Origin of the sequence: Chitinophaga tropicalis (genome assembly GCF_009758205.1) — a bacterium.
GTDB classification, from domain to species: Bacteria; Bacteroidota; Bacteroidia; order Chitinophagales; family Chitinophagaceae; genus Chitinophaga; species Chitinophaga tropicalis.
The window spans coordinates 155,211-179,170 of the sequence record NZ_WRXN01000013.1 but is presented as its reverse complement, the minus strand read 5'-3'; the positions used below and the strand labels follow the sequence as shown (position 1 = coordinate 179,170).

Below are 23,960 nucleotides of genomic sequence, written 5' to 3'. Positions count from 1 at the left end.
TGGTTATCATTCTTTCCATTTCTTATAGATGTTCTCAAACAGTCTTTGCAACAGGCTTTTATCTTCCGTAAGGATCTCTCCCACTCCGAGCATCTGGGGCTGTTCCGGTATTCGCCTGTTCGCACCTGTAATGAGTGGGGAAGGTAATTTCATATTCACTGCAAACAAACTGTCCATCGCCACTGAAGAGATATTATCCACATGACTTTCTATCATGCCAAATTCCTCAAATGGAAATGCGTACAGTTTGATCAGTACCTTCTGTCCTTTCATTATCTTGCCTGCTCCCACCAGCGGAACATATCCTTTGGCGATGTATTGTACAGAAGAAGGAGTGATCATCATAATGCCCTGCCCTGAGTTGATATACTGGAATTCATTCCATACCTGGAAAAACTCCGCTTTACCGCTTATGGGGCTTTTAATGAGGTAATTCTCTTTCCAGGTATCATATTGCCCCTGCAAGCGCCTGATGCTCTCTTTTATACGCAGCTGTAATGTATTATCGTCCTGTAACTGTTGCTGCAGGATATCGGTGATATTCTTCCGGTATTCTTCCTGCTGCAGTGTATTCTGTATCATTACAGAACGTGTGTTCTTTCCTTCTATACGCTGGTCCAGTATACGCTGCCGGGAATTGTTAAATTCTACCGCAGCAATGGTCTTACTTTCAAACAACATTGAGTCTATCGTAAAGTTGGCAATACCTGCATTATATTTCTGGTTTTGCAGAGCTGCCTGTTCATCGAGGGAAAAGTTCAGGTCCCCATATTGACTGATCTGTTTTTTCAGGTGTTCTATCTTCCGTACATAAAAGCGGTTATCAATAAAGAACTGGTAGTCTGCCACTGCTTTCAGCAAGGTGGAATATTCTGCCTGCAGGTCTCCCAGCTGTACCTTACGGGGAAAATTGATATTGCTTATACTCCTGGCAAGGTCTCTTGCGGTATCTATTTTCCCGACCCCGTCCATTACCTGCTGCAGATCCTTAAAAGCAGCATTGCTCTGTAATACAAGTAAAGGTTGTCCCGCCTCTACCCTGCTACCGTCGGCAGCCAGGATAGAAGAAATAATACCGTTATTACGGCTTACTATCTTTACCGGCGGATTGGAATAAGAGATCACCACCTTTGCGCTGACAATATCAGGATAACGGATAAACCAGGCACCCAACAGGAATGCAAAGAGAACCAGCGTAATAACGGTAGCTCCCCAACGCACTATCCAGCCGGGAGGATGATTCATGATCTCCTGTATACCTTCTGTCTCCAGGTCATAAGTCTGTACCGGCATAAATAACTAATTTCCAAGTTCCAGCTGGTTCTTCACCAGCTCAAAATATTTTCCTTTCTTTTCTGTAAGGGTCTGATGATCGCCGGTTTCAACGATACATCCGTTCTCCAGTACAACGATCTGGTCTGCCTCCTTCACGGTACTTAACCTGTGAGCAATGACCAGCACTGTTCTACCTTTGAAAAAATGTCTGAGGTTCTCTATGATCTTCTTTTCATTCCTTGCATCCAGTGCACTGGTAGCTTCGTCAAAGAACAGGTAGGCAGGGTTCTTGTAAACGGCTCTGGCAATCAGTATCCGTTGCTTCTGACCCGCGCTCAGTCCTGCGCCTGTATTGCCTATCTTCATATCAAACCCTTTGGGCGCCCGCCGTATCAGGTCCTGTATATTGGCAATTTCCACCGCATAGTCCAGTTCTCCTGCATTGATATACTCATCATTCATTGCTATGTTGCGGGCAATAGTGTCAGAGAAAATAAATCCGTCCTGCATAACTACTCCGCAACGGCTGCGCCAGTCATATGCAGGTATCTTATCCAGTTCCTCGCCTTCTATCCTGATAATACCGCTGGCCGGTGCATAGAATTTAAGCAGCATCTTCATCAGCGTGGTCTTACCACTGCCGCTGGTACCCACAATGGCAGTAGTTTTCCCATAAGGAATAGTGAGGTTAATATCTTTCAGAACATAAGGCGATTCGGGACCTTCATATTGAAAAGATACATTCTCCAGTACTATGCCGCCTTCATGTGAATGCGCGCTTCCATTACCGGTGAACTGAGGCCGTATGATGTATGAAGACCCTGTGGCTTCTTTGCCTTCATCTTCATTTTCCTGCTCGTGGATCTCACGCAGGCGGTCCAGGCTGATCTTCGCATCCTGGGCAGACCTGACCATAGCCAGCAGCTGATCAACAGGGCTGTTCATCTGCCCTACTATATAGGAAATACTCAGCATCATACCCAGGCTGATATTGCCTGAAAGCACCTCTGTAGCAGAGAAGTAAGATATCAGGATATTTTTCAGCTGGTTACAGAAGGCAGTGCCTACCTGCTGCCATTGTTCCAGCGAAAGGCCTTTAAGGTTAACAGCAAACAGCTTTCCCTGTATCTGCTCCCATTTCCAGCGGCGGTATACTTCATTATTATTCAGGCGTATCTCCTGCATACCTGTGATCATCTCATACAGGCTGTCCTGGTTGTCTGACATATAACGGAACTTCGTATAATCAATGCTTTTACGTTTACGCATGAACAACAGTATCCAGCCAATAGCAGAAACAGAACCGAGGAAAAAGGTCAGGAAGATCTTTCCGCTATAGACGCCCAGCACAATGGAAAACACAAGAATATTCAATAGGGAGAACATTGAATTAAGTGTGGTACCGGTAAGAAAAGACTCTATTCTGCGGTGATCATTGACACGCTGTATAATGTCTCCCGTATGTTTGGAATCAAAAAGACGTACGGGCAGTTTCATCAGCTTGATGAGGAAGTCAGAAAGTATAGATATATTGACCCGGGCATTGATATGAATCAGTATCCAGCTGCGTATCACATCTATAGCCATATTCCCGGCAAAGAGCACCAGCTGGGAAATAAGTACAAGATATACGAAGTTAATATTGCGGTGCTGTATACCATTATCTACCAGGCTTTGCGTCAGGAATGGCAGTACCAGGGAGATCAGGGTGGCAGCAATGAAAGTGACCAGCAGCTGCACCAGCAGCTTTGAATAAGGTTTGATATACCGGTACAGGAACAGCCAGCCCTTACCTCCTTTCATGGCTTCAGTCTGTTCATAGAAAGAAGAGGAAGGTGACAGCATCAGCAAAAATCCTTTACCATCCTGCCCCTGCGCCCACCTGGCCCTGAAGTCAGACGCAGATATGCTTACTCTTCCCCTGGCCGGGTCTGCAATGTAGAATTTATCTTTCTGCCGGCTGATCTTGTATAGTACAACAAAGTGGTCCTGATCCCAGTGCAGTATACACGGTAATGGTGTCTGATCTGCCAGTTTCTCTACTGTTGTTCCTCCTATCATAGTACGGAAACCTATCCTCTCTGCCGCCAGGCTGATATTCCGGAAACTGACCCCTTGTTTTGTGATATAGGAGATCTCACGCAGGTATGCCGGAGAATAGTCTTTTCCATAATGCTTCGCAATCATGCGGAGACAGGTCGGACCACAATCCATGACATCATACTGCTTATAAAAGGGGAAAAAGAGGTTCATACATATTTTTTATGCGATCTGCTTTTGTGCTGACAGCTTCATAATACCCAGTATACCCAGTAGCCATGCCCCTATAAGACTGATGTTCATGGCCACTACAGCACGTATAAGGGTTCCGCTCTCTGCTGGATATATCACGAACCTGGCCGCCAGCTGCGGATATGTCCACGGATAATAAACCGCCAGCTCATCCTTGTTCACCAGGATAAGATTAAATAAAGTAAATACCACGGCAGCGCCTGTGCTTACAAAGAAATTGGCTGAGAAACTGCTTACCAGGTTATGCACTACTATGATCAGCATAGAGCCGCACATGGCTGCCAGCGGCGTCAGTAATAATACCAGGGGAATAGCCTGGTGCTGAAAGCCCAGCTGCGGACGGATCACCGACAAAGTATAACCAGCCACTACTTCTGCCCCGCATAACAGCAGCTGGCTCAGGAAAATGAGCAGACAGGCGTAAATAAGTTTGGCAGCATAAATACTGCTCCTGGGTACCGGTAGTGCAAAAAGGTTACGCCAGCCGTTGTTGTTGTGTTCCAGCCCGTTCACCAGCGCCGTCTGTATAGCTATCAGCATAGGCAATGTCAGCGTACACCAGAACCCCCAGGTGCTGGCAGTAAAAGTGCTCCATATCTGGCGGTCATTCTTTTCAACGAAATAGGTATAATTGAACATATAAATAAGGAAGTTCATGGCCACCTGCATAACAGGCGCCAGCAAGGCTATTTTGAAAGCCACGGTCGACTTTACCCTCAGATGTTCTGCATAAAGACTTCTTAATAAAACACTCTTCATGATTTAGTTATTGGTCAGCTGCATAAAGAATTGTTCCAACTGCTCTTCTGCATTGAGATAAAATACCGGCACATTATTATCTACCAGCAGTTTATTAACCTCATGAATGTCCTGCATGGAGGCAATAGCCAGCTGTAATTTATTATCTGATGTTAGCAGGGGCCGGTAACCGGCCTTCTCCAGCAACAGCATGGCCCGTGGAATATCTCCTGTACCCACTCTCAATATCCCGCCTGCATTCTGCTGCAATTCCTCTGTAGTACCCTGGAACACGATCCTGTTATTACTGATCACCCCCAGGTGGGTTACTGTTTTTTCTATCTCTGTCAGCAGGTGACTGGAAACAAAAATAGTAATGCCATACTCCCGGTTCAGCCTCATCAGCAGCTCACGCATTGCAATAATACCGGCAGGGTCCAATCCATTGGCAGGTTCGTCCAGCACCAACAGGGAGGGTTTGTTGAGCAGTGCATATGCCAGGCAGAGACGTTGTTTCATACCCAGGGAAAACTCGCGTATCCGCAGCTTTCCCGGACGCAGCTCTACCATTTCAAGCGTCTCATCAATGTTCCTTTCCGGCAAACCAAGCAATACCTGTTTTACTTTAAGATATTCCCTTGCTTTCATATTGGGATATAAAGCGTGCGACTCTACAAAGCTGCCGGTTCTACGCAATATCTCCATACGGCTTCTCTCATCATTCATATCCCGGTCAAATACAAACACCTTCCCGCTTTGTACTCTGATAAGTCCCAGCAGGATCTTGATAGTGGTTGTTTTACCGGCGCCATTCTTCCCAAGGAAGCCATAGATAGCACCCTCCGGAACAGTGATGTTCAGATCTCTCAGCACATCTTTTTGCTGATAACTGAAATGAAGATGCTGTATGCGAATCACGCTATCCATATTCAACAAATTAAAAGATCAGTCCAGCAACGCTACGGAGGGATAAACATCCGGATACGCCAGCCTTAACAACTGGTAACCTATCCCTGACAATCCCAGCATGAAACCGGGGTTCTCTACTCCCAGCGCCACTCCGCAAATACTTCCATTTTCACGTATATATTCTACCAGCGATGCAGCGATACGGTTTACCTGTTCCTGCAGTGTGCTGATATTCATTTCATGTGCAGCCATCATCAGCAGCTCCATATTGCCGAAATCTCCGTGACAGACAGACTGGTTCTTTCCCATTCCGCGTTCCAGTACAGTTGAAATAGCTGTCATTGTCTCATTCTTTATGACTTCGGCCGGCATATGACGATAGATCTTCAATCTGCTAAGTCCTATACCAGTAGCCCCGTGGCACCAGGCAATCATTTCATGAGCTATCTGGTCTTCCAGCTCCTGGCTGCGGAAAGCCCTTTTATCCATCCAGTTACCGCTTTGCGGAATAAACAGGCTTCTTTCATATGCAAGCGCCTGTTCTGCTCCCAGCTGATACTCCTCCTTTCCTGTCAGCGCATACATTTCCATCAGGGCGATAGCAATGCCGCCTCCACCATGGCCCAGTCCTCCAAGTATATTACCGGTGATGGTGTTCTGCCAGCCTATTCCTTCTTCCATCTTTACCGCCGCTTCAAGTAGTTTTCCGGACAGGGAGGTCATCGTTTGTAAAAGTTCTTCATCACCGGTATCATCGTACACTTTCATGAGGCAAAGTATCAACCCTGCCGTTCCTCCCAGGATGTCATGTTCTGTAATGTGATGATGATTGGCAATGATATAATCCCTGATCTCTTCTTTCATAGATCTGATATCTTCCCTGTCAGACCAGCCTTCCAGCAGCTGAAGCGTGTACAATACACCGCCCCACCCGTCGAAAGCACCCATTTTGTGGGTATACTTCCTGTCCATGAAGATGCGGGTCATTTGCAGAAGTTTATTCAGACTCTGATTGAAAAGGTCATTGCAGCTTTTATCTTCAGTGGTATGTGTAAGCGCCCCGAGAAAAAGCACTACACCTGAGATACCACTGTAAATATCTATCATCAGGGGTTTTACATCACAGTTATCATCATCCAGCTGAATAAGGCTTACCCACTGTGCATGATCATTATAACGTATGGCCAGCGTAGCAATACGGCTGGCAATACTTTTTGCTGCGTCTACCAGTTCTTCCTGCGTAACTGACCTCTCTCCTGTTAAAAGGTACCGGTCAGATATGTACTTATCAACGCCACCACCACCATGAGCAGAAGTAGAAGATGAAAGTGCTGCTTTAATGTACCAGCATTGCAGCTCACGATCTGCTTCTGAGAAGTCTGCGATCTTCTGTCTTACCTGTTCGTACCCTGTCTGGCTGAAAAAGGGTTTCCCTTCAGAAAGACTGCCGGGATATATGTCAAGCGAGTCAGGTGTAGTTACAAAGAAAGGTACATCCATCCTGTTTAAAGATGCGATCTCAGATGGAACTATATTCAGGTACACGCCGCCTGAAGGCTCACTGGTCCACAGCATCTCAAAGAGCTGGTCGCGCTTCAGGGCGTCCCGCAGGTAATCCGGATGGAAACCTGCACGGATAAGCTGTGTATATGCAGCTGTGGCCCGTACAAGTATACGTACCTGTACCTGCCGGGAAAGTCCTCCTAACAGGGAAGGATGGTTAAGCATAGCCTCTTTGTTATGCATGATGAGATCATAGCATGACTTAAAAGCAGCATCAATGTATTGCGCATAATCCAGCACGTTCACTTTCTTCTCCTGTAGACGGGGGCTATTCTTACTTTCTGTGAACTTACCCCTCATCCTGGTCAGCTTCATTTCATCTGTAGCCTTCCCTTCCCATATAGGTATCATTTTAGGATGGTCTGTTCCTTCCACATCAGAGACACCGCTGATATCCACCACACCTTCATCCATATATAGTTTGAAAGGAAGGATATGTATCTGCAGTACAGACTGCTTCATCCTGGCAACCAGGAAGCTGTCAATATCTTTTATTTCCGCGGCGCCGTTGTTATGGAACAGGCTTTCCAGGTCTATCAGCACCGGGTATTCTCCGGCCGCTATAATATTCTCATAATGAAAATCAGTTGCATTAATGGCATAGAGAATGGCCAGCAGGCTGCCTATGCGGCTGTAAAAGCGTTCTATTTCTCCAGGAGAGGAGCATTGCTGGTATGTTACAAATTCCATCCATCCATAGTCCTGCCTGTTTAATATGTTCAGCAGTTTATGAGCAGGTTGTACGCCTTTGTCATTGAACCATTGTAATATCTGCTGAAAATACAGATCAAGGTCAAGGCCCCGGGGTTTATAAACAATCTTTTCGCCGGTATTGAAAGTAATGAGGATAACGGTTTTGCCGTTATTGTGACGGTCTCCCGCATTGATATGCAACTTCCGTATACCACCGTCTGAAGTGATATTGAAATGTTCTTTAAGCTTTTGCCAGTCGCCGGTCAGGCGTTGTACAAAAAGCATACTATTGTCCAGCCATCTGCCGGAAAATTCATAGATGCTCCTGAAAAGTACGGGGTATTCTTCGAGAAGCGCAATACGTTTAACGGGGTCAGAAAGCAGATGGATAAAGCTGTTAAAACGGTCTTCAGAGGTATCTCCAGTCAGTTCACTGCTAAGCCTGGCTACATTCAGTTCCAGCACCATTGTGCGGTCAAGCATGTCGAATATGGAAAAGGCCATGTCAAACAGCAGTTGCTGTTCCAGTTCATCTATATTAAATGGGAATTGGGGTACTTCAGCACTATACGTTTCCAGCCATTGGCGAAAGCTGACAGTAGTGCGGCTGATAATGGGTTCTGCTACATCAAAAAATGCTGCCAGGGGTACATCTGTAATGAAACGGGCAGAGAACCGGGGGGCTGACTGAGGTTCTTCTTCATACCAGTCTGCCAGGTCACAGAGCCATTTGGGTAATGGTATATCAGTTTCTATAACTGCATCAAAAAAAGCAGGGGAAGATAGCGCTGTCCCATTCAATTTATCACGCAGTACAGCATGCGTGTTTAGCAGTTCCTGTCTTTCGTCCTGCCTCAGTGCGCGTAACAGCAGGGCCGGACGTATGAGCGTAGCGTTGGACATAAATTAGCTGATGGTGGTTATTGTTGGGGAATGAGCCGGCAGAATTCCTGCCGGCTCATTGAATATCAGGAATACTCTTCCTTCTTAGCGGGAAGTAAACGGATTGCAGCAGGAGCCACCATTGCACTCTCCGCTGATGGTGCAAACCCAGCCACCAGAAACTGCTGGTGCTTCAATTTCGCGGGCAATACCACCTTTCAGCAGGGAACCATCGATATCAGCTGATTCGATAGGGTTAGCAGGCAGGGTAGCCAGTTGTTCTGCAGATAACTGATTTCTGTATTCTGCATCTTTCCATGCGCGGATTACGTCTACATTAGAGTGTTTCATTTGATTAACAATTTGAATTGGGGAAAAATTGGTAAAAGTTTCACGTTATTATACCAGTATTGAACGCCATGCGGGGAAAAGCGCAGCATGGATGCGCAGGCACAAAACGCTCCTCTGCTGATGGCCACTTGCATCGGCTCATTTTGCGTTTACCGGTAAAAAGATGAGCATTCAGAAGAATACACAGGCTATACACTTAGCCGGCCTTCCAATAGCGAATATTATTTTGAGGGTTTCTGTTTCTCATTAAACAATCATTACAGGTTATAAAACAAAAGCAGGTTTATGTGGCATAACTACAGGCCGCAACATTAAGGAATACCTCTTCGAATAATATCAGGTGAATCAGGAAATTGCACACTCAACATTAAAACTGATGGTTTCTGTCCTTGTGTCTTTTGCTCTTCCTGGGGTTCTTATAGTGCTACAATGCAATTTACAGTTGGGTCCATTTGAATCCGGGTTAATTTGAGGGTTATAATCTGCTGGCAATTTATCCTAAATACTCAAAAAAAAATTTTCTTTGTTCTGATAAAAAAAGATATTTTATATCTGGTAATATCTACCTCAATAACAACCAATTACTCTGTCCTCCCTAAAAAATAAAAGGAAAACCCACGATCATTGTACATTTGCATAATCACTCAATATTCAACATTATGGATACCAGAGAAACTATTCCAACCGGCGGGTCTTTTTATCCCCTGGTCATGGACCTCTTTCAGAAAAAGCAGAAAGCTGCCATTCTGTATGACGACAATGGCGTTACCCGTGCCAACGGATTCATTGAAAGCGTTTTTGAACGCGAAGGCAAACAATGGCTGAAGCTGGATGATCAGACAGAGATCAGGATAGATAAATTATATGCAGTTAATGGTACTTTTTCATCAGATTATTCCGAGTGCTGACGATATCTGACATAGAAAGAAATCGTGGAGAATGAATAAATTCATAAAAAAAGGCACAATTTAATTGCGCCTTTTTCATGACCTGCAACCGGCAATCAGAAACCGTACCTCACTCCTATCTGCACCTGGTAAGGGTTTCCGCTCAGGGAAGATACTCCTGCATTAGTGTTGACAGCGTATTTAAATGTATTTGTAGCCGGGTCAAAGCTCTTGATAGTATACAAGCTGGTTGCCCCTACGTTATGGTTAACACCCCATGATTTATTGAAGAAATTAGCTACATTGAACATATCTGCAGAGATTTCCACATATTGTTTTTTAAACGTTTTTATCTTCTTGGTCAATCTCAGGTCAAATACACCGTAGAATGGATTTACCCCTCCATTACGCTCTGCCATCTTTCCGAAACTGTTTCTGATATAAGTCTTTGTACTTTCCTCCACATTCGGGTTACTGAGAATAGCGTTGATACCATCTTTCAGATATTGAGGCGTATTGCTGTCCTTAGGATCATATACATATGCCAGGTCGTTGGTAGCTACAAAGTCCCCGTTCATATTCCCGTTTACATACAGGGTGTAGCGTGTACCGCCGATACCGGAGAAACGTACGCCTGCGCTTATTCCCCAGAAAGTAGGGGCTGTACCATATACAACCACTTTATTCCGGAACTGGTTATCTGAATAGGTCATCTTACCCAGGTTACGCGGATCATCCTTTACATATTGTACCAGCGTTGCAGTGTTGGCAACGTTGCCATTATAGGAAGTATTATCCTTAGACTGGTTCCAGGTATAAGAGAACGCGATCTCTCCATCCTTGTAATAACGATAGGCTCCATCTATCACAAAAGCCATCTGGTTCACCTTTCCGATGCTCTGCAGTTCCAGTACACGGCCAACCTCTGTGGTTTTACGGCTCTTTGTCCAGTCGGCCGCACCATTGGCTGCATTAATGGTTGATGCGGGTACATACACGCCACGGTTAGCTTCCGCTGCAATGGTAAAGTATGGCTGATCTACCATGTTACGATCTATATAAGTATAGTTATTACGGCCATAGGTCAGGTACCCGTTAATACTCATCCGGAACGCCTCTGTAAAGAAGTGGGAATAGGAAGCATTCATCTTATAAACAGTAGGCACTTTTGCATCTTTACCATTCATGTTGATAGTAGCCAGTTTGGGAATAGCTTCATTTCTGAGAAGGTCCATACCCGGAGCTGTAGCCGGATCAGCCCTGTAGCCAGGGAAATTGGGCGTTGGCACCAGGCTGCCTGTCAGGTCCACTCCTACTATATGCGATCCGTCAAACAGCATATTATTGATCATAGAATAAGGGTTCAGAGCAGATCCCAGAATACCGGCTCCTACACGGATAATATCACGTTTGTTCTGCCCGAGGTCCCAGGTAGCCTGAAAACGGGGCTGTACCTGTAAAGTCCTGAGCTTATTAGAGGTATTTAATCCCAGGGTACTGTTAACAGTCTGGTTGAAATTAGCTTTGTTCAGGTATGCCGTGTAATCTACGCGCACACCGGCGGTGATATCAAATCCGGGGAATAACGTTGTCTGCATCTGAGCATATACATTAGGCACCAGGATATTGAATTTGATATTATGATCGTCAGTCAGATAGATGTCTCTTGCGTAACGGTAAGGAGTAAGGTTGTTGAAGTTGTCCATCCCGGTAAAGTAGAAACGACCGTTGGTTTCGCTACCATAGATGGAATTCTGGTGAGTAAAGGTAACACCACCACCAAAAGTAAAGTGTGACTTACCAGTATTCCAGTAGAGGTTATCTATTAACTGTACCAGGTTATTATTGAAGTAATCACCGCCATAGCGCTGTCCGCCCAGCTGTATAGCAGTAGTTACTGTTGAGCTGTCGCTCGCTACAGACTGGATATTCTGTACAATGGCCCTGGGTATATTAGCTGCAGGCAGCTGGGAGTTGGCAAACAATTTATTATACTCCCAGTAGTGCTGCAGCTTCAGTTCGTTTGTCACATTTGAGTTGATAGAAGTACGCAGTGAGGCTATCAGGCTGTTGTTGATGCTCTTCCTGCTGCTGTATACTTCATAAATATTGATAGCAGTGTTATCTCCGTCAGACTGGTTATCCATATCATAGATAAAATTATCCCTGATAGTGAACAGGTTCCTGGAATTCAGCTGCCAGTCAATCCTTCCGAATAAGGCATGTGTGTTCTTCTTCTTATCGAACTGTCCGAATTGAGGAGAGCCGGCCACACCATATTTGCTTCTTGCGATAGTCAGGTATTGATCCAGCGTAGCCTGGGTAACATTGTACCTCTTCTCGTCTGCGGGCGATTGTATATTGGCTATATATAACGGACGTGAGTCATCCTGGTGGTCCCATGCAAAGAAGAAATGCGCTTTATCTTTGATGATAGGTCCGCCGAGTGAGAATCCATACTGATAAGTAGAGAATGGCTGATTACGTTTTTGTCCGTTAAGGCCATATTTACTGGACAGCCAGTTGGTGCGGATGAAAGTAAAGGCGCTGCCTGTCAGTGTGTTGGTACCTGATTTAGTTACAGTGCTAACAGTACCGCCACCGGCATTGCCGTAAGTAACGTCATACTGGTTGGTTACTACCTGGAACTCACGTACGGCTTCCATAGTGATGGAATATGCGCCGGTTGGTTGTCCGCCGGAAATAGTACCTCTTGCAGCCATACCATCAATTGTAAAGTTGGTAGCAGATGCCAGTTGTCCTGATAAGTTCGTTCCACTGCTTAGAGGAGAAAGGTCCATCAGCGAAGTGAAGTTACGTCCGTTAACCGGCAGCTTCGCTATATCCCTGGCTGTTACAGCTGTTACAGCGCCGATATTTTCTACTTTGTTCTTTACAGAACCGGAAGTTACAACAACTGCCTGGAGGTCTGTCATCTTCTCAGCCATCTGAAAAGACACCTGTAACAGGTCTCCCTGGTTAAGTGCATAGCCAGTCTGTTTCCGGGTAACCATTCCCATAGATTCAACAGTAACAGAATAAGGAGTACCTAATGGTAATTCCTTTAACAGGAACTCTCCCTTCTCATTAGAGACAGCCCTGGTCTGGAAACCGGTAGATTCATTCCTTACCAGTATCCTTGCGCCTGGCAAGGGCTCTCCATTGCTACTACTCACCTTACCGGATATACCTGCAAGGTTGGTCTGGGCTACTGAGTACAATGAAATAAGGAAAAGCAGCGAGCTTAAGAACATTCGCTTTAGACAAGTGTGCATAATCGATATGGATTTACGTTGGCGATTCAGTGTGCAAATGTCTAAAGCGAATGTTATGGGAAGTTTAGCGGTATGTTAATTTTAAATGAGGAAAATACTGCTTAAGTGAGTAACCTGTTGTTCTATTCAGATTGCCGTCCATGCCTCAACAGCCAGCTGGTACATTGATAGTCTGCAATAGCTTCACGTGCCAGGGAATCATTCAACGTGATCTGCTTCGCATTACCGGTAATAAAGTCAGGCTGGTATTCTTTTATGTTTTTAACGGGCGACTGAATAACTAACTTTCCGTTCCGCAGATAACCAAGCCCCTGGTAAGTGCTGATGAATGCACGCTGCCTGTCTGCCGGCATATTCAGCACATCATACCCAAAGAATTTAGACCGGTACCGGAGTTTTAAAAGACCAAGTATAGTGGGAGCAATATCAATTTGCGCGGTTAACGTATTTACCTGTTGCGGCTGTAATATTTTGGGAGCAAAGATCAGCATTGGAATATGATACCCGGTAACCGGCAATTCCACACTGCCAGCACTGCCGGCACAATGATCTGCCACGATCACAAACACAGTACTATCAAACCATCTCCTGGCGCTAGCCTCTTTTAAAAACCTGTTAATGGCATAATCTGTGTATTTCACCGCTCCTTCCCTTATCTGCTTTTCAGGTGAGATATCAATTCTCCCCTCCGGATAAGTGAACGGACGGTGATTGCTTACCGTCATGATATGAGCAAAAAAAGGTTTCCGGAACAAGCTATTGGAATCAAGTACCCGGAGCGCCAGTGTAAACAGATCTTCATCAGCCACTCCCCAGATGTTCTGGTAATGCACCTGTGCTGCCGGTATAGCAGACCTGTCGATTACCGTATAGCCATTTCCGCTAAAGAATGTTTTCATGTTATCAAAGTAACTATACCCACCATAAAGGTACTGGGTAGTATACCCATGACTACGTAACACGCTGCCCAGCGAAAACAGATGACCATTATCCGGCCTTTTTACAATGCTCTGCCCGGGGGTAGGCGGAATGGAGAGTGATAATGCTTCCAGTCCTCTGACAGTCCGGGTACCGGAGGCGTATAAATTGGTAAAAAGCAGACTGTGGGCGGCAAGAGAATCCAGGTAAGGAGTAATATTCTTTGTGCTGCCAAAAGCCTGCATAAAATCAGCACTGAAGCTTTCTACACTGATCAGTACTACATTCAGCTTTCTTTCCGGTTCATTATAACTGATATCTCTTTCAATGGAATAAAGATCGTTCTTAACAAACCGGCTATTGGGAGTTTGCAGTTGATTGTGAACTATCCGGAATGCTTCATCATCCGGTAGTATAGTATAAAAACTGTAAAAATCCAGCTCATTCTGTGTAAACGCATTTGCAAACTCAAAAAGGCCATTACCTGCTAATGAATTTGCATATTCATTCCGGCTAAAATGCCGCCATTTCTCCGGGACAGTAAAATAAACCAGCAACGGCAATAGCAGCATACCCACTGAAATTACAGACCGCTTTGCAAAAGACAACGGTAAAACCGCGCTGTTACGGATCAACCGCCTTAATACTACTACCAGCAACACCGCAAGAATGAACAGGCCTGTCAGGATAGGCATCAGCGGATAGGATTCAGTAATGTTGCCGATCACTTCAGTAGTATACACCAGGTAATCTACCGCTATGAAATTGTAACGCGTAGAGAACTCCTGCCAGAAGAACCACTCAGCAACAGCGTTAAACAACAACAGGAAAGTGACAATCGTCATTCCTATATACAATACCCCTGTCCGCCATTTTAAACGAAAAGCGGGTGTCCGTGAGAAAAGGAACAGGTAAACCAGGAAGCGGAAACCTATATAATAAATGACTGCCCGGTATAATTCCGGGCTGAAATCCTTTGGGATAATACTTGTAAATAACAATCCCCCTAATGCTACCACAAAGAACAGGCAAACAAAAGGAAATATCTTCCTCTTATAAATAAGATCATTCTGAAGCCATAAGTGTAAAACAAAAGGGATGATAATAAAAATACCAACCGAAAGATCGTAAAGAAGCCCGATAAGAAACGATCCCGTAACCTGACCGAGTGCAACACCGGAAGACGGAGTGCCTGCCAGGAGAGCTATGCGCGTAAATCCTGAAATTATTACTATAATTACGAATATCAACCCGATAATTGAAAGCCTGTTGCTAAAGATCCTTGTAGTCATACTATGTGTTTAAAGCCAGTACAAACATGGGGGACAATTCTGAAGAAATTCTGAAGAACAGTTGGCCTCACAACCTATTACAATAACAATCAATCATTTTAATATATAACTAAATTATCACTTAAACTACAAACACCTGTTCCTGCAACATCTTATATCCGTAAAAATATTTTCCCCGCTCCATCAGGATAATTTCACTACAAAAAAAGAGGGTGCCTTTCTATATTGAAAAACACCCTCTTAAGGTTTATTTTATCACTTTGATTTGCCAGGTTTGAGTCCCTAAAGGATCAAACACGGATCATTCTTTTTATCCACTGCATATTTTAATGCCAGCGTCAGCCTTGATGAAGAACAGATCCGCGTTGGTACTCCTGCAGAATGCTCTACTTCTCCCAGGAAAATAACGCACCTTCCGGGTTTGGGAAGAATTGCCATCCGGGGCTCTCCATCTTCATAGAATTTAGTCTCTCCCCCCCAGGTATAATCCCAGTTATTGTTGACATAATAAAGGAAAGTAATATTCCCTTTTCCTATCTCGCAGTCCCTGTGAGGGTATTCCATATCACCATAATGGATCATATTAATGTAGGAACGGAACAAGGTACAGTCAGATTCCGGGAATAACTTTGCCAGCAGCATATCAGCTGTCTTGCCAATTGAATACTTTGATGAAAAACTGATAGGGTCAAAATCATAACTGAATACAGGAAACTGGTCTCCTTTAAAATCAGTCTCACCTTTCCTGAAACTCACCTTCATTGACTCTTTGTAATAAGCATCTATATGCGCTCCGTCAAGGCAATTGTCAACGATATATACAGGATGTCCATCAATAACATCCTTTCTGACCTGTAAGTTTTCTATGTTCATTTTTTTATTTTTTTAAGATTAAAGTATTTGTTTCGATATGATTAGATAGAGTTATTCAGAAGTTTGTATAAACGCTGTAGGTAAAATAACCTTTACTGGTACCCGCCATTTCAGGTGTAGCAAGATTACTTCTGAACGAGAATACGGATGATTGTTTCACAACTGCATAAACAATTGGCAGGAAGATCAGTACCACTTTATGCTTCCTGTTTTCCAGGAAATGCTCCAGCTTCCGGAAAAAACTATCAGCTATTACGGTACTGAAAGGCTCATAAAAGTATAGTACCATATCATTTTCCGGGAAAGAGAAATCCAGCGCATTCACGCATTGCAACTCAAACTGATCACATTGTTGTTCCGGCATTTTATACCGGGCAATATTTTGTTCAGCAATGTTGTGAAGATGTGATGATATTTCAACCCCCATGATCTTCCTGAACGGATAATGAGACGCCAGCAGCAGGTTCCGCCCCATTCCGGAGCCTATATCGACGAAGACAAAATCCTCGTAACGGACGTTATATTCCGGCAATGCCTTCATTGCGATATGCACAGCTTCCACCGGGCTGGGTACATATCGGGTGGCATTTTTATGTCTTTCCGCCGACACTTTCTCAGGGAGTTCATACTGATACATTACCATGCTGGTAGAAGTATTGAACTTACTGTCAAAATCATCCTGCAACTCCCGCAACTGCACAATATTATCAACCGGGTTATCCATAATTGCACTCAGAAAGTGAACCAGCTGGTCCAGGTTCAGGTTATTTGCAGTTGTATAATGGGTGATAATATTCAGGAGATTGCTGCCTACCATTTCATTCATATCGCCGGTAGCATTTTTCAGCGTCCGCAATAACAATGCCTCACGCTCCCGTTTATCTTCCAACCGGAGATATTCATTCCTGACAGTTTCCAGGTTTTCAATAAGCACCTGGTGAACATTTATTTCTGTAGTATTCATTTTATTACATTGTATGAAATGATTGTTAGAAATATTTTAGTTTTTCAATCTCTGTACTTCATTTTCCGTTCCGGTTGACCGTCTTCTCTGGGCCTTAACATCCTTGCTTCCAAACTTATAGGTTATTGTCAGCTTAGCTCTCCGGCTATCCATCTTCTGGTAAAGCCTGTAATTGAAACCCGTATATGCGCTGCTTAAATGAGTTTCGTAAGTATTGAACAGATCGCTGATGGCAAACTTGATATTAAGTTTATTGTTAAGTAAAGATTTGCTGAGGCCAACATCCACATAATGCTGCTCTTCTATCTTTATAACACCGTAGTTGGCGGCAGAACGATAGCTGAAACTGACCTCGCCATTCAAACCTTTATACAATGAAAAACTGTTGTTTGATTTAAACATCATCGTAGTCTTGTTCGTATTTACCGCCTGACCGGCCAGGTTGGGAGACTTGAACTGCAGGTTAAAAACGTCAAGGTTATTATACATATCCCACCATTTGAATGGTTTTACCGGCACGCTGATGCTGGCTCCGTAATAATACTGCTTTGCAAGGTTCTCAAAAACCTGGTAGAAGCCCTTGGATGCAGAATCCGGCAGTATTGCCTCTGATATTACATCTGTCAGTTTGTTGTAGTTAAGCGTCAGGCTATATTTCTTCTGAAACGTATAACTTAGCTCAACACTATTGGCATATTGAGGTTTCAGGTATGGATTACCTTTCTGATAAGTGTACTGGTCCAGGTAATACACAAAAGGATTGAGTGAGCCATAGTCCGGCCGGTCTATACGACGACTGTATGATATACCCAGGGTATGATCTTTTCCCAGGTCCTGTGTAACAAACACACTCGGAAAGAAATTGAGATAGTTGCGTTCTACAATGGAATTTGCTGTTACAGAATTTCCCCTGGAACTGGTATTCTCTGCCCTCAGCCCTGCCTGAACAGATGTGGACTTAAACTCTTTGTAGAAATTCAGGTACCCTGCCATCACGTTCTCATCATAAATAAAATGATTGCTCAGCTCCTCCCTGTTCACCCATTCGCCACCCGACTGCCGTTCTGCCAGCAAATTATTATCCGTTCTGACCCAGCTGCCTTTAACACCAGCCTCCAACTTCAGCTTATTTGCCAGAGGTAATGTGTAGTCAACTTTAAACACCTTTATGTCAACATTTGTAGGTGTGGTATTCCGGTTCAATACCGGCGAACGGATAGGATCACCATTTGCATAATAATACCAGTTATTGTAGTTAGCTATCTCTTTTCCATCCATACGGGAATAATCCAGGTCTACAGACAGCTCCTGACCGTTGCTGTCCAGCACGGATTTATAGTTAATATTGTAGGTAAGGTTGTTGAAATGGTCTTTCGACTTGTTCTTTGCCACCAGGCTTGAGTCATAAGAGCCGTTTTTTGCCCCGATGAGTGTTTCTACATTGCCATCTTCTTTCGCAGCGTTAAAATATCCCGTTACCATCACACCCAGGGTATTGCGGTCATTAATGGCGAAGTCAATACCGGCTTTCATGTTATTATTGCTGAAACTGGGCACTATGTTGGTGTTCTGGGAAAAATATGTATTGGGATTGCCTTTGGCCAGGCGGTTGATCTCAATATGATTATTCCTTTTCCCTCCGCCATAATCATAGTTACCGAATATATTGAACCTTCCACTGCGATGGTTCAGGCTGATACTCCCGTATTCTCTCCAGCGCTGCCAGTAGTTGGCCCCCAGGGAGATAGTGCCGTTCGTACCATCCTTCTGGCTTTTAATAGTTTTAATATTGATGATCCCCGAATTGCCGGATGCATCATAACGGGCTGAAGGATTCGTGATCAGCTCAATGGATTCTATCTGGGTACTCTGCATATTGCGGAGCAGGTTAGCCACATCAGTACTGCTCATATAGGTAGGTTTGCCATCCAGCATGATCAGCACTCCCTGCTTACCTTTCATTGAAATATTATCGTTCTGGTCTACTGCTACACCGGGCGCCCGCTGCAAGACCTCCAATGCGGTAGATCCCGTAGCAATACTGCTGTTTGAAACGTTCATCACCAGCTTATCTATCTTACGCTCAAATAAAGGTCTGGCAGCTACCACGTTTATTTCCTTCAGATTTTTTGAAGTAGCCCGCAGCTCCAGGCGGCCCAGGTCTATATCAGGAGTAGTTCCCTCCACATGGAATACCTTGCTCTTCACCTTCGTGTATCCCACAAAAGTTGTCAGCACATAATACTCGCCATCCTCAGCCACACTGAATTGAAACTTTCCATTCGGCTCCGTCAGTGCCGTTTTAACAAGTACAGAATCCGCCGCCTTGAAAAGCACAACAGTTGCGAACTCCATAGGTTTCCCTGCACCATCCGTTACCATGCCGCTGATCCTGTTGCCAGAGGCTGTTTCCTGGGCATTTACCACCTGCTGAAAGCACAACACAAATATCAGGCTGTACATAATAGCCAACGCTCTCATTGAGATTACATTTACGGGTTTCTTCATACAATTTAAATTGCTAACTATAATATTTATTTTATTTGATGGCCTAGGAAGCCACTTCCGCCAGCACTTCACTATATCCGTATAACAGCTCCTTTTCACCAAACAGTCTTTCTGCTATGATACCGCGCTCTGTACATTCCTGTACAAGCCTGTTTGACTGAATGATGGGGTTAGATTCATCTGTATACCTTACGGTGCTGATAAATTCAAGCCAGGGCTCCTGTCCCATGGCATAAACGTAGGTCTCCTTCGGGTTAAAAATATTGACAAGGTGCATTCCTTTTTCATAATTTGATCCTGATAGTCTCCTGGACTGGTCCTTATCCCTTGGGAGCTCTTCTGTGAGCAACGGACCGTACAGCCATGACAGTGGAGCACCATCACATTCCATTCCAAGGAAGATCACATCCACATCGCCAATGCTGTTATGTACATGTTCATAAAGCTTTGCCTCTACAATCCTGGAATCTGCCACAAAAAGGAATGTAAATTTATCGATAGCAATGTGGTAACAGGTTTTCGCCTGTATATTAAGATCACTATGTTCACCTGTGAATGGTACGCCCGTGATGGTACAGTTATCAAATTTTACTTCCTCCATTACATCGATCTCCGTAACATTACGGAAGCCAAGCTGATTGAAGACCAGTTTGAGATTAGGGTCCTGCAATGCCCCCGTAGTGGTTCTCGGCACAATGATGTTCTTTATCTTGTGCCTTAGTGGCAGCAATGTTTCAAACAGGATATGGTCCTGGTGGTTATGGGTGATGAGCACATAATCTATCACATCCGGAAGGTCTACATCAGAAAAATGTGCTACACTGGACTCATACCCATAGTAGCTGATGAGCGGGTCTACAAGAATGCTTACATCTTTAGTCTCGATGAGGATACAGGCATGCCCGAAATAACGCATTCTTACAAAGTCGCCCTTATACTTCCTGTAAACCGGGTATTTCTGAGTAGTAAAGAAGGTATTAAAGAGTGCCCTGTCTTCTTCCTTTACACCAAGTATCTCTGCTATTTCATCCACAGATCCCGCTTCTCTTTTCATTTTGCTCAGCGTATCAATACCGGGATGATCAAATGGAATATCAAGATGCAGTACATGCGGTTCGTCCAGCCTGGGCGTGCTCAGACAAAAAGGGCGTTCGTCATTATCTGTTATCCATAATGCGATGCTCTGTGATGACTTGTTATAGAATTCGCTCTTATACAGCAGAGATTCAAAAATCCTGAAGGATGGATGGTTATTGAGGTCATAGGTTAACTCAACATATCCCTTCAGTATCTCCGGCACTTTTTCATACAGTGTTTCCAACGAGTATCCTTTTGCATGGGTTTTCAACATTCTATCGAGCTCTTTAATGGCATCCGCCAGTTCTATTGACTTCGCCTGTCTTTCCAGTGTTTTACTCCTGAGCTTTCTGACCTCATCTACCCGTTTGCCACCATAATCCATGAACGGGCCACCCAGCATCTTCGGATTCAATACGGCGGCCGCATGTATCTGCGGGGCCTGTATATAGGAATTCATGATCTTCAGATGACGGCCTGCTATATTCATGGCTGCTGTAGCCGGAGAAACCAGATGCGTCCAGGCATACCATCTTTCGATTAAAGGCTCGATAATTACATTAGGCTTAAGATATAACTTTTCGCTCTTCATGGCAATTATTTTTATTTAATAATGTTAATTTTTATGACGCGTACACCTGTATACAAGGCCACCCCGTTCAGCAGACCAGCTATAATGCCCGAAACGAGTATCACCAATATGCCGGGTATCGAAAAAAGCCGGCCCATCCTGTTAAAAACAAGGCCATTGCTGATCATATGCAGATAAAGGTTGATGCTGAACCATACTATGAACCCAGACAAAAAACCAATAGGAAACCCGGAGATCTTCCATTGCAGTGAAGTGGCTGTTATCCCGAAAATCAGCACCGGTACAACGAAGCTCCACCATGGCAGATAGTTTATCATCCCTGTAAGAATTGTCAGTACAACTACAATAGCTGCTGCCTTTGCGTTATCTGTTTTTTTTGCTTTCATGATCAGTTGTTTTATAAAGTGATTTTCCTTGCAGATACCTGGTTCATCACCCATCTGGTGTACGTATGTTTTTCTGCTTCTGCGGCAGACAGGAAGAACTGCAGGGGATAATATTTACCCTGGTTCCAGGTGGTCACGAAACTATCATAGTACCTGCTGCCGGCATTCCCTGACTGTCCACCGGGATAAACTCCATAAGCCCTTGGCCTGTCTCCCAGTTCAACGATCATACGCCAGGAAGGGCCCCAGCTGCGGGAAGTAGCATTGATAGCCTGCGGATGCCCGGCAGATGGCAGGTTCATTATACTGAATGCAGAGATCTCCATCATGTGCATAATATTTACTTTATTCTCCTGGCTCCATTCTACACTGCCATTCTTTTTCTCATCTTCATATGTGAAGAAAGCCGCTTCAAATGCTGTTGTGATAATATCAGCCGCATGTTCCTTTTCAGAAGTTCCCACCCGGTCAAAAAACCTGTTGAATGGATCATTCCGGATCAGTGAGAGTAAGGTATAGTCAGCCGGCTGCTTCAGGGGAAACGGATAATTCTTCAGCTCGTCCCAGGTATATTCCTTTATATTCTTCAACCATAGCTCAAACAACCTGGCACTTTTTTCTTTTGCATCGTAGTTCCCTTTCCAGGCGCTTAAAGCAGTCAGCGCCTGCAGAACCGGCTTGCTCAACCGCCTGCTGTCAATATTATTAAGAAATACAGGCAGCGCCTCCACGGCAAATGAGTTTGTATTATCCAGCTGTATCTTTTCCATTTTCGGGATATCAAGGCTGGTCTCTTTGTCAAGAAGTTCCTTTATCCTGTTGGCTCTTGTTTCAGCATAGTAACCGTTGTAGTAATACCGGTATCCTGCGCCCGTAGGATGCTGGTTGGCTGATATCACATAGCCATCAGCAGGGTTCAGCTCGTGAGGCAGGCTGTCTGCTGGTATCAATCCTGTATAAACCTGCGTACTGTTGGTACCATCCTGTATGAACCTTCCCTGCCCCGGCGCCTTCAACGGCAGGTTGCCCTGGTGGTTCACCGCAATAGTGTTGTCCTTGCAGGCAAATGTGAAGTTCATCACCGGGCAGGCATAATACCTTATAGCTGCAGCATATTCTTTATAGTTCGTTGCACGGTTCAGGTCCAGGAAAGAACGAAATTCGTTGGATGGATTATGCAAGGTCCATCTTAACGCATAGTTCATCAGTTCCGGCCGCTTCTCTGAGAAACCGGCGGTAGTTACCACCGGTCCCTGAACAGTGTTATAAATTGTATCATAAAACGGCTTTCCGCCGCGCCTTCCAATCTTCTCTACCCTGTAAGACAACGGTATCCATTTGCCGTCAAGCTCATATTGCCTGTAGTCTTCCGTTACCCGCAGCTTATACCAGTCCTTAACATCGTCAGCCCCGTTGGTAATTCCCCAGGCAATATGTTCGTTAAAACCAATAATGATGGCAGGCGTACCCGGAATTGTTACTCCATATACATTCATCCCCGGGGAGGATAACTGCATCTCCAGCCATACACAGGGAAAAGAAAGGTTCAGATGCGGATCGCTGGCAAGAATAGGAAACCCCGATTTCGTCCTCTTCCCGGATACGGCCCAGCTATTGCTTCCCAGGTGAGGGTTATACTGATTCTGAGCGATAGTGGTACTGGCATTCAGGAAGGAATAATCGAGATATGCGGGCTTTTTTACAGGGCCAAAAGCTGCACTTAGTTCCTGCCCAGCCCTGTTCATTACAGGCGTCATATGAGGCTGAAAATCGGGATAGAGGTTATTAAAAGTTTCCTCTCCCAGAACAAGGACCAGTTCCGACATGATCATATCCTCTTCATATCCCGCCAGCGTGTTGCCCAGCTGTTTTAGCAACAGCACGCTTTTAAGTTTGGTCCATGGCTCAGGACTATAGTTCAGAAGCTTATATTCTAATGGGAAGTCTCCGTACCCCAAGCGACTGATATAAGCATTCACTCCCTTTGTGTAGGCAGTAAGCGCCTGGTTTGTTATGGAGTCCTGTTCTATCATGGCCAGGGACCTGCGGGCCGCTTCGGGTATCCCTATACGCCGCTGATTGCGGTCATAATCCAGAAAACGGCTTCCCGTAAGTATCTCTGATAATCTACCGGCAGATACATAACTCAGGAAGTCCATCTGCCAGAGACGCAGGCTGGCACTTACATAGCCCTGGGCAAAATAGAGGTCTTCCGTATTCCTGGCATAAATATGCGGTACCTTCCTGTCATCAAAGAATACCTGTACCGTATCTGACAGGCCAGCATCATCAATTGTTATGCGGGCTGCCGAAAGCGCTGTCTCTTTATCGTTCTGAATAACACCGGTAAATGGATTCAGCAGTTTGCCCAATGGCGGTACATTGAATATCTGGGTCGACAATGCAAAGATCAGGATAGCCAATGCGATGAGTGGGAACAGAAAATCCGCTTTTATCTTTTTCATCTCAGTTTTTTTTAAGCTCT

General features: G+C 44.7%; 15 protein-coding genes. 1 reads left to right on the top strand and 14 read right to left on the bottom strand.

The genetic code is table 11. The annotated features are described in order from the left end of the window. Positions 1-6: 6 nt before the first annotated feature. The 6 genes from GO493_RS24470 to GO493_RS24445 form a co-directional block, all read right to left on the bottom strand. Positions 7-1,293 (bottom strand): HlyD family efflux transporter periplasmic adaptor subunit, encoded by a 1,287-nt coding sequence (locus GO493_RS24470; protein ID WP_157308868.1) that lies wholly within the window; start codon positions 1,291-1,293, stop codon positions 7-9. A 6-nt stretch (positions 1,294-1,299) separates the two neighbouring features. Further along, complete coding sequence (locus GO493_RS24465; RefSeq protein ID WP_157308867.1) at positions 1,300-3,528, bottom strand: peptidase domain-containing ABC transporter; 2,229 nt, start codon at positions 3,526-3,528, stop codon at positions 1,300-1,302. A gap of 9 nt (positions 3,529-3,537) precedes the next feature. After that, positions 3,538-4,326 (bottom strand): ABC transporter permease, encoded by a 789-nt coding sequence (locus tag GO493_RS24460; RefSeq protein WP_157308866.1) that lies wholly within the window; start codon positions 4,324-4,326, stop codon positions 3,538-3,540. 3 nt (positions 4,327-4,329) lie between these two features. Further along, positions 4,330-5,232, bottom strand: a complete 903-nt coding sequence (locus tag GO493_RS24455; protein WP_157308865.1) for an ATP-binding cassette domain-containing protein — start codon at positions 5,230-5,232, stop codon at positions 4,330-4,332. Between the two features lie 18 nt (positions 5,233-5,250). Next, positions 5,251-8,373: a type 2 lanthipeptide synthetase LanM family protein gene (locus GO493_RS24450; RefSeq protein ID WP_157308864.1), complete on the bottom strand. Its 3,123-nt coding sequence runs from the start codon at positions 8,371-8,373 to the stop codon at positions 5,251-5,253. Positions 8,374-8,457: 84 nt separating this feature from the next. Further along, positions 8,458-8,703, bottom strand: a complete 246-nt coding sequence (locus GO493_RS24445) for a mersacidin/lichenicidin family type 2 lantibiotic (RefSeq protein WP_157308863.1) — start codon at positions 8,701-8,703, stop codon at positions 8,458-8,460. Between the two features lie 659 nt (positions 8,704-9,362). Here GO493_RS24445 and GO493_RS24440 point away from each other — a divergent pair. Continuing rightward, positions 9,363-9,611 carry a hypothetical protein gene (locus tag GO493_RS24440; RefSeq protein ID WP_157308862.1) on the top strand — a complete coding sequence of 83 codons (249 nt, stop codon included), beginning with the start codon at positions 9,363-9,365 and terminating at the stop codon, positions 9,609-9,611. A 95-nt stretch (positions 9,612-9,706) separates the two neighbouring features. Here GO493_RS24440 and GO493_RS24435 read toward each other — a convergent pair whose 3' ends face one another. The 8 genes from GO493_RS24435 to GO493_RS24400 all read right to left on the bottom strand — a co-directional run bounded on the left by GO493_RS24435 (position 9,707) and on the right by GO493_RS24400 (position 23,940). Then, positions 9,707-12,865 carry a TonB-dependent receptor gene (locus GO493_RS24435; RefSeq protein WP_157308861.1) on the bottom strand — a complete coding sequence of 1,053 codons (3,159 nt, stop codon included), beginning with the start codon at positions 12,863-12,865 and terminating at the stop codon, positions 9,707-9,709. 122 nt (positions 12,866-12,987) lie between these two features. Then, positions 12,988-15,075 carry an LTA synthase family protein gene (locus GO493_RS24430; RefSeq protein ID WP_157308860.1) on the bottom strand — a complete coding sequence of 696 codons (2,088 nt, stop codon included), beginning with the start codon at positions 15,073-15,075 and terminating at the stop codon, positions 12,988-12,990. 282 nt (positions 15,076-15,357) lie between these two features. Beyond that, on the bottom strand, positions 15,358-15,948 hold the full coding sequence (locus tag GO493_RS24425) for a FlmC family 2OG-Fe(II) oxygenase (RefSeq protein WP_157308859.1): 591 nt from the start codon (positions 15,946-15,948) through the stop codon (positions 15,358-15,360). Positions 15,949-16,003: 55 nt separating this feature from the next. Further along, positions 16,004-16,912, bottom strand: a complete 909-nt coding sequence (locus GO493_RS24420) for a class I SAM-dependent methyltransferase (RefSeq protein WP_157308858.1) — start codon at positions 16,910-16,912, stop codon at positions 16,004-16,006. Positions 16,913-16,948: 36 nt separating this feature from the next. Next, on the bottom strand, positions 16,949-19,420 hold the full coding sequence (locus GO493_RS24415; RefSeq protein WP_157308857.1) for an outer membrane beta-barrel family protein: 2,472 nt from the start codon (positions 19,418-19,420) through the stop codon (positions 16,949-16,951). 43 nt (positions 19,421-19,463) lie between these two features. Beyond that, entirely contained in the window at positions 19,464-21,089 is a 1,626-nt protein-coding gene (locus tag GO493_RS24410; protein WP_157308856.1) for an MBL fold metallo-hydrolase, read from the bottom strand. 11 nt (positions 21,090-21,100) lie between these two features. After that, entirely contained in the window at positions 21,101-21,475 is a 375-nt protein-coding gene (locus tag GO493_RS24405) for a hypothetical protein (RefSeq protein WP_157308855.1), read from the bottom strand. An 11-nt stretch (positions 21,476-21,486) separates the two neighbouring features. Then, entirely contained in the window at positions 21,487-23,940 is a 2,454-nt protein-coding gene (locus GO493_RS24400; RefSeq protein WP_157308854.1) for a penicillin acylase family protein, read from the bottom strand. Positions 23,941-23,960 lie beyond the last annotated feature (20 nt).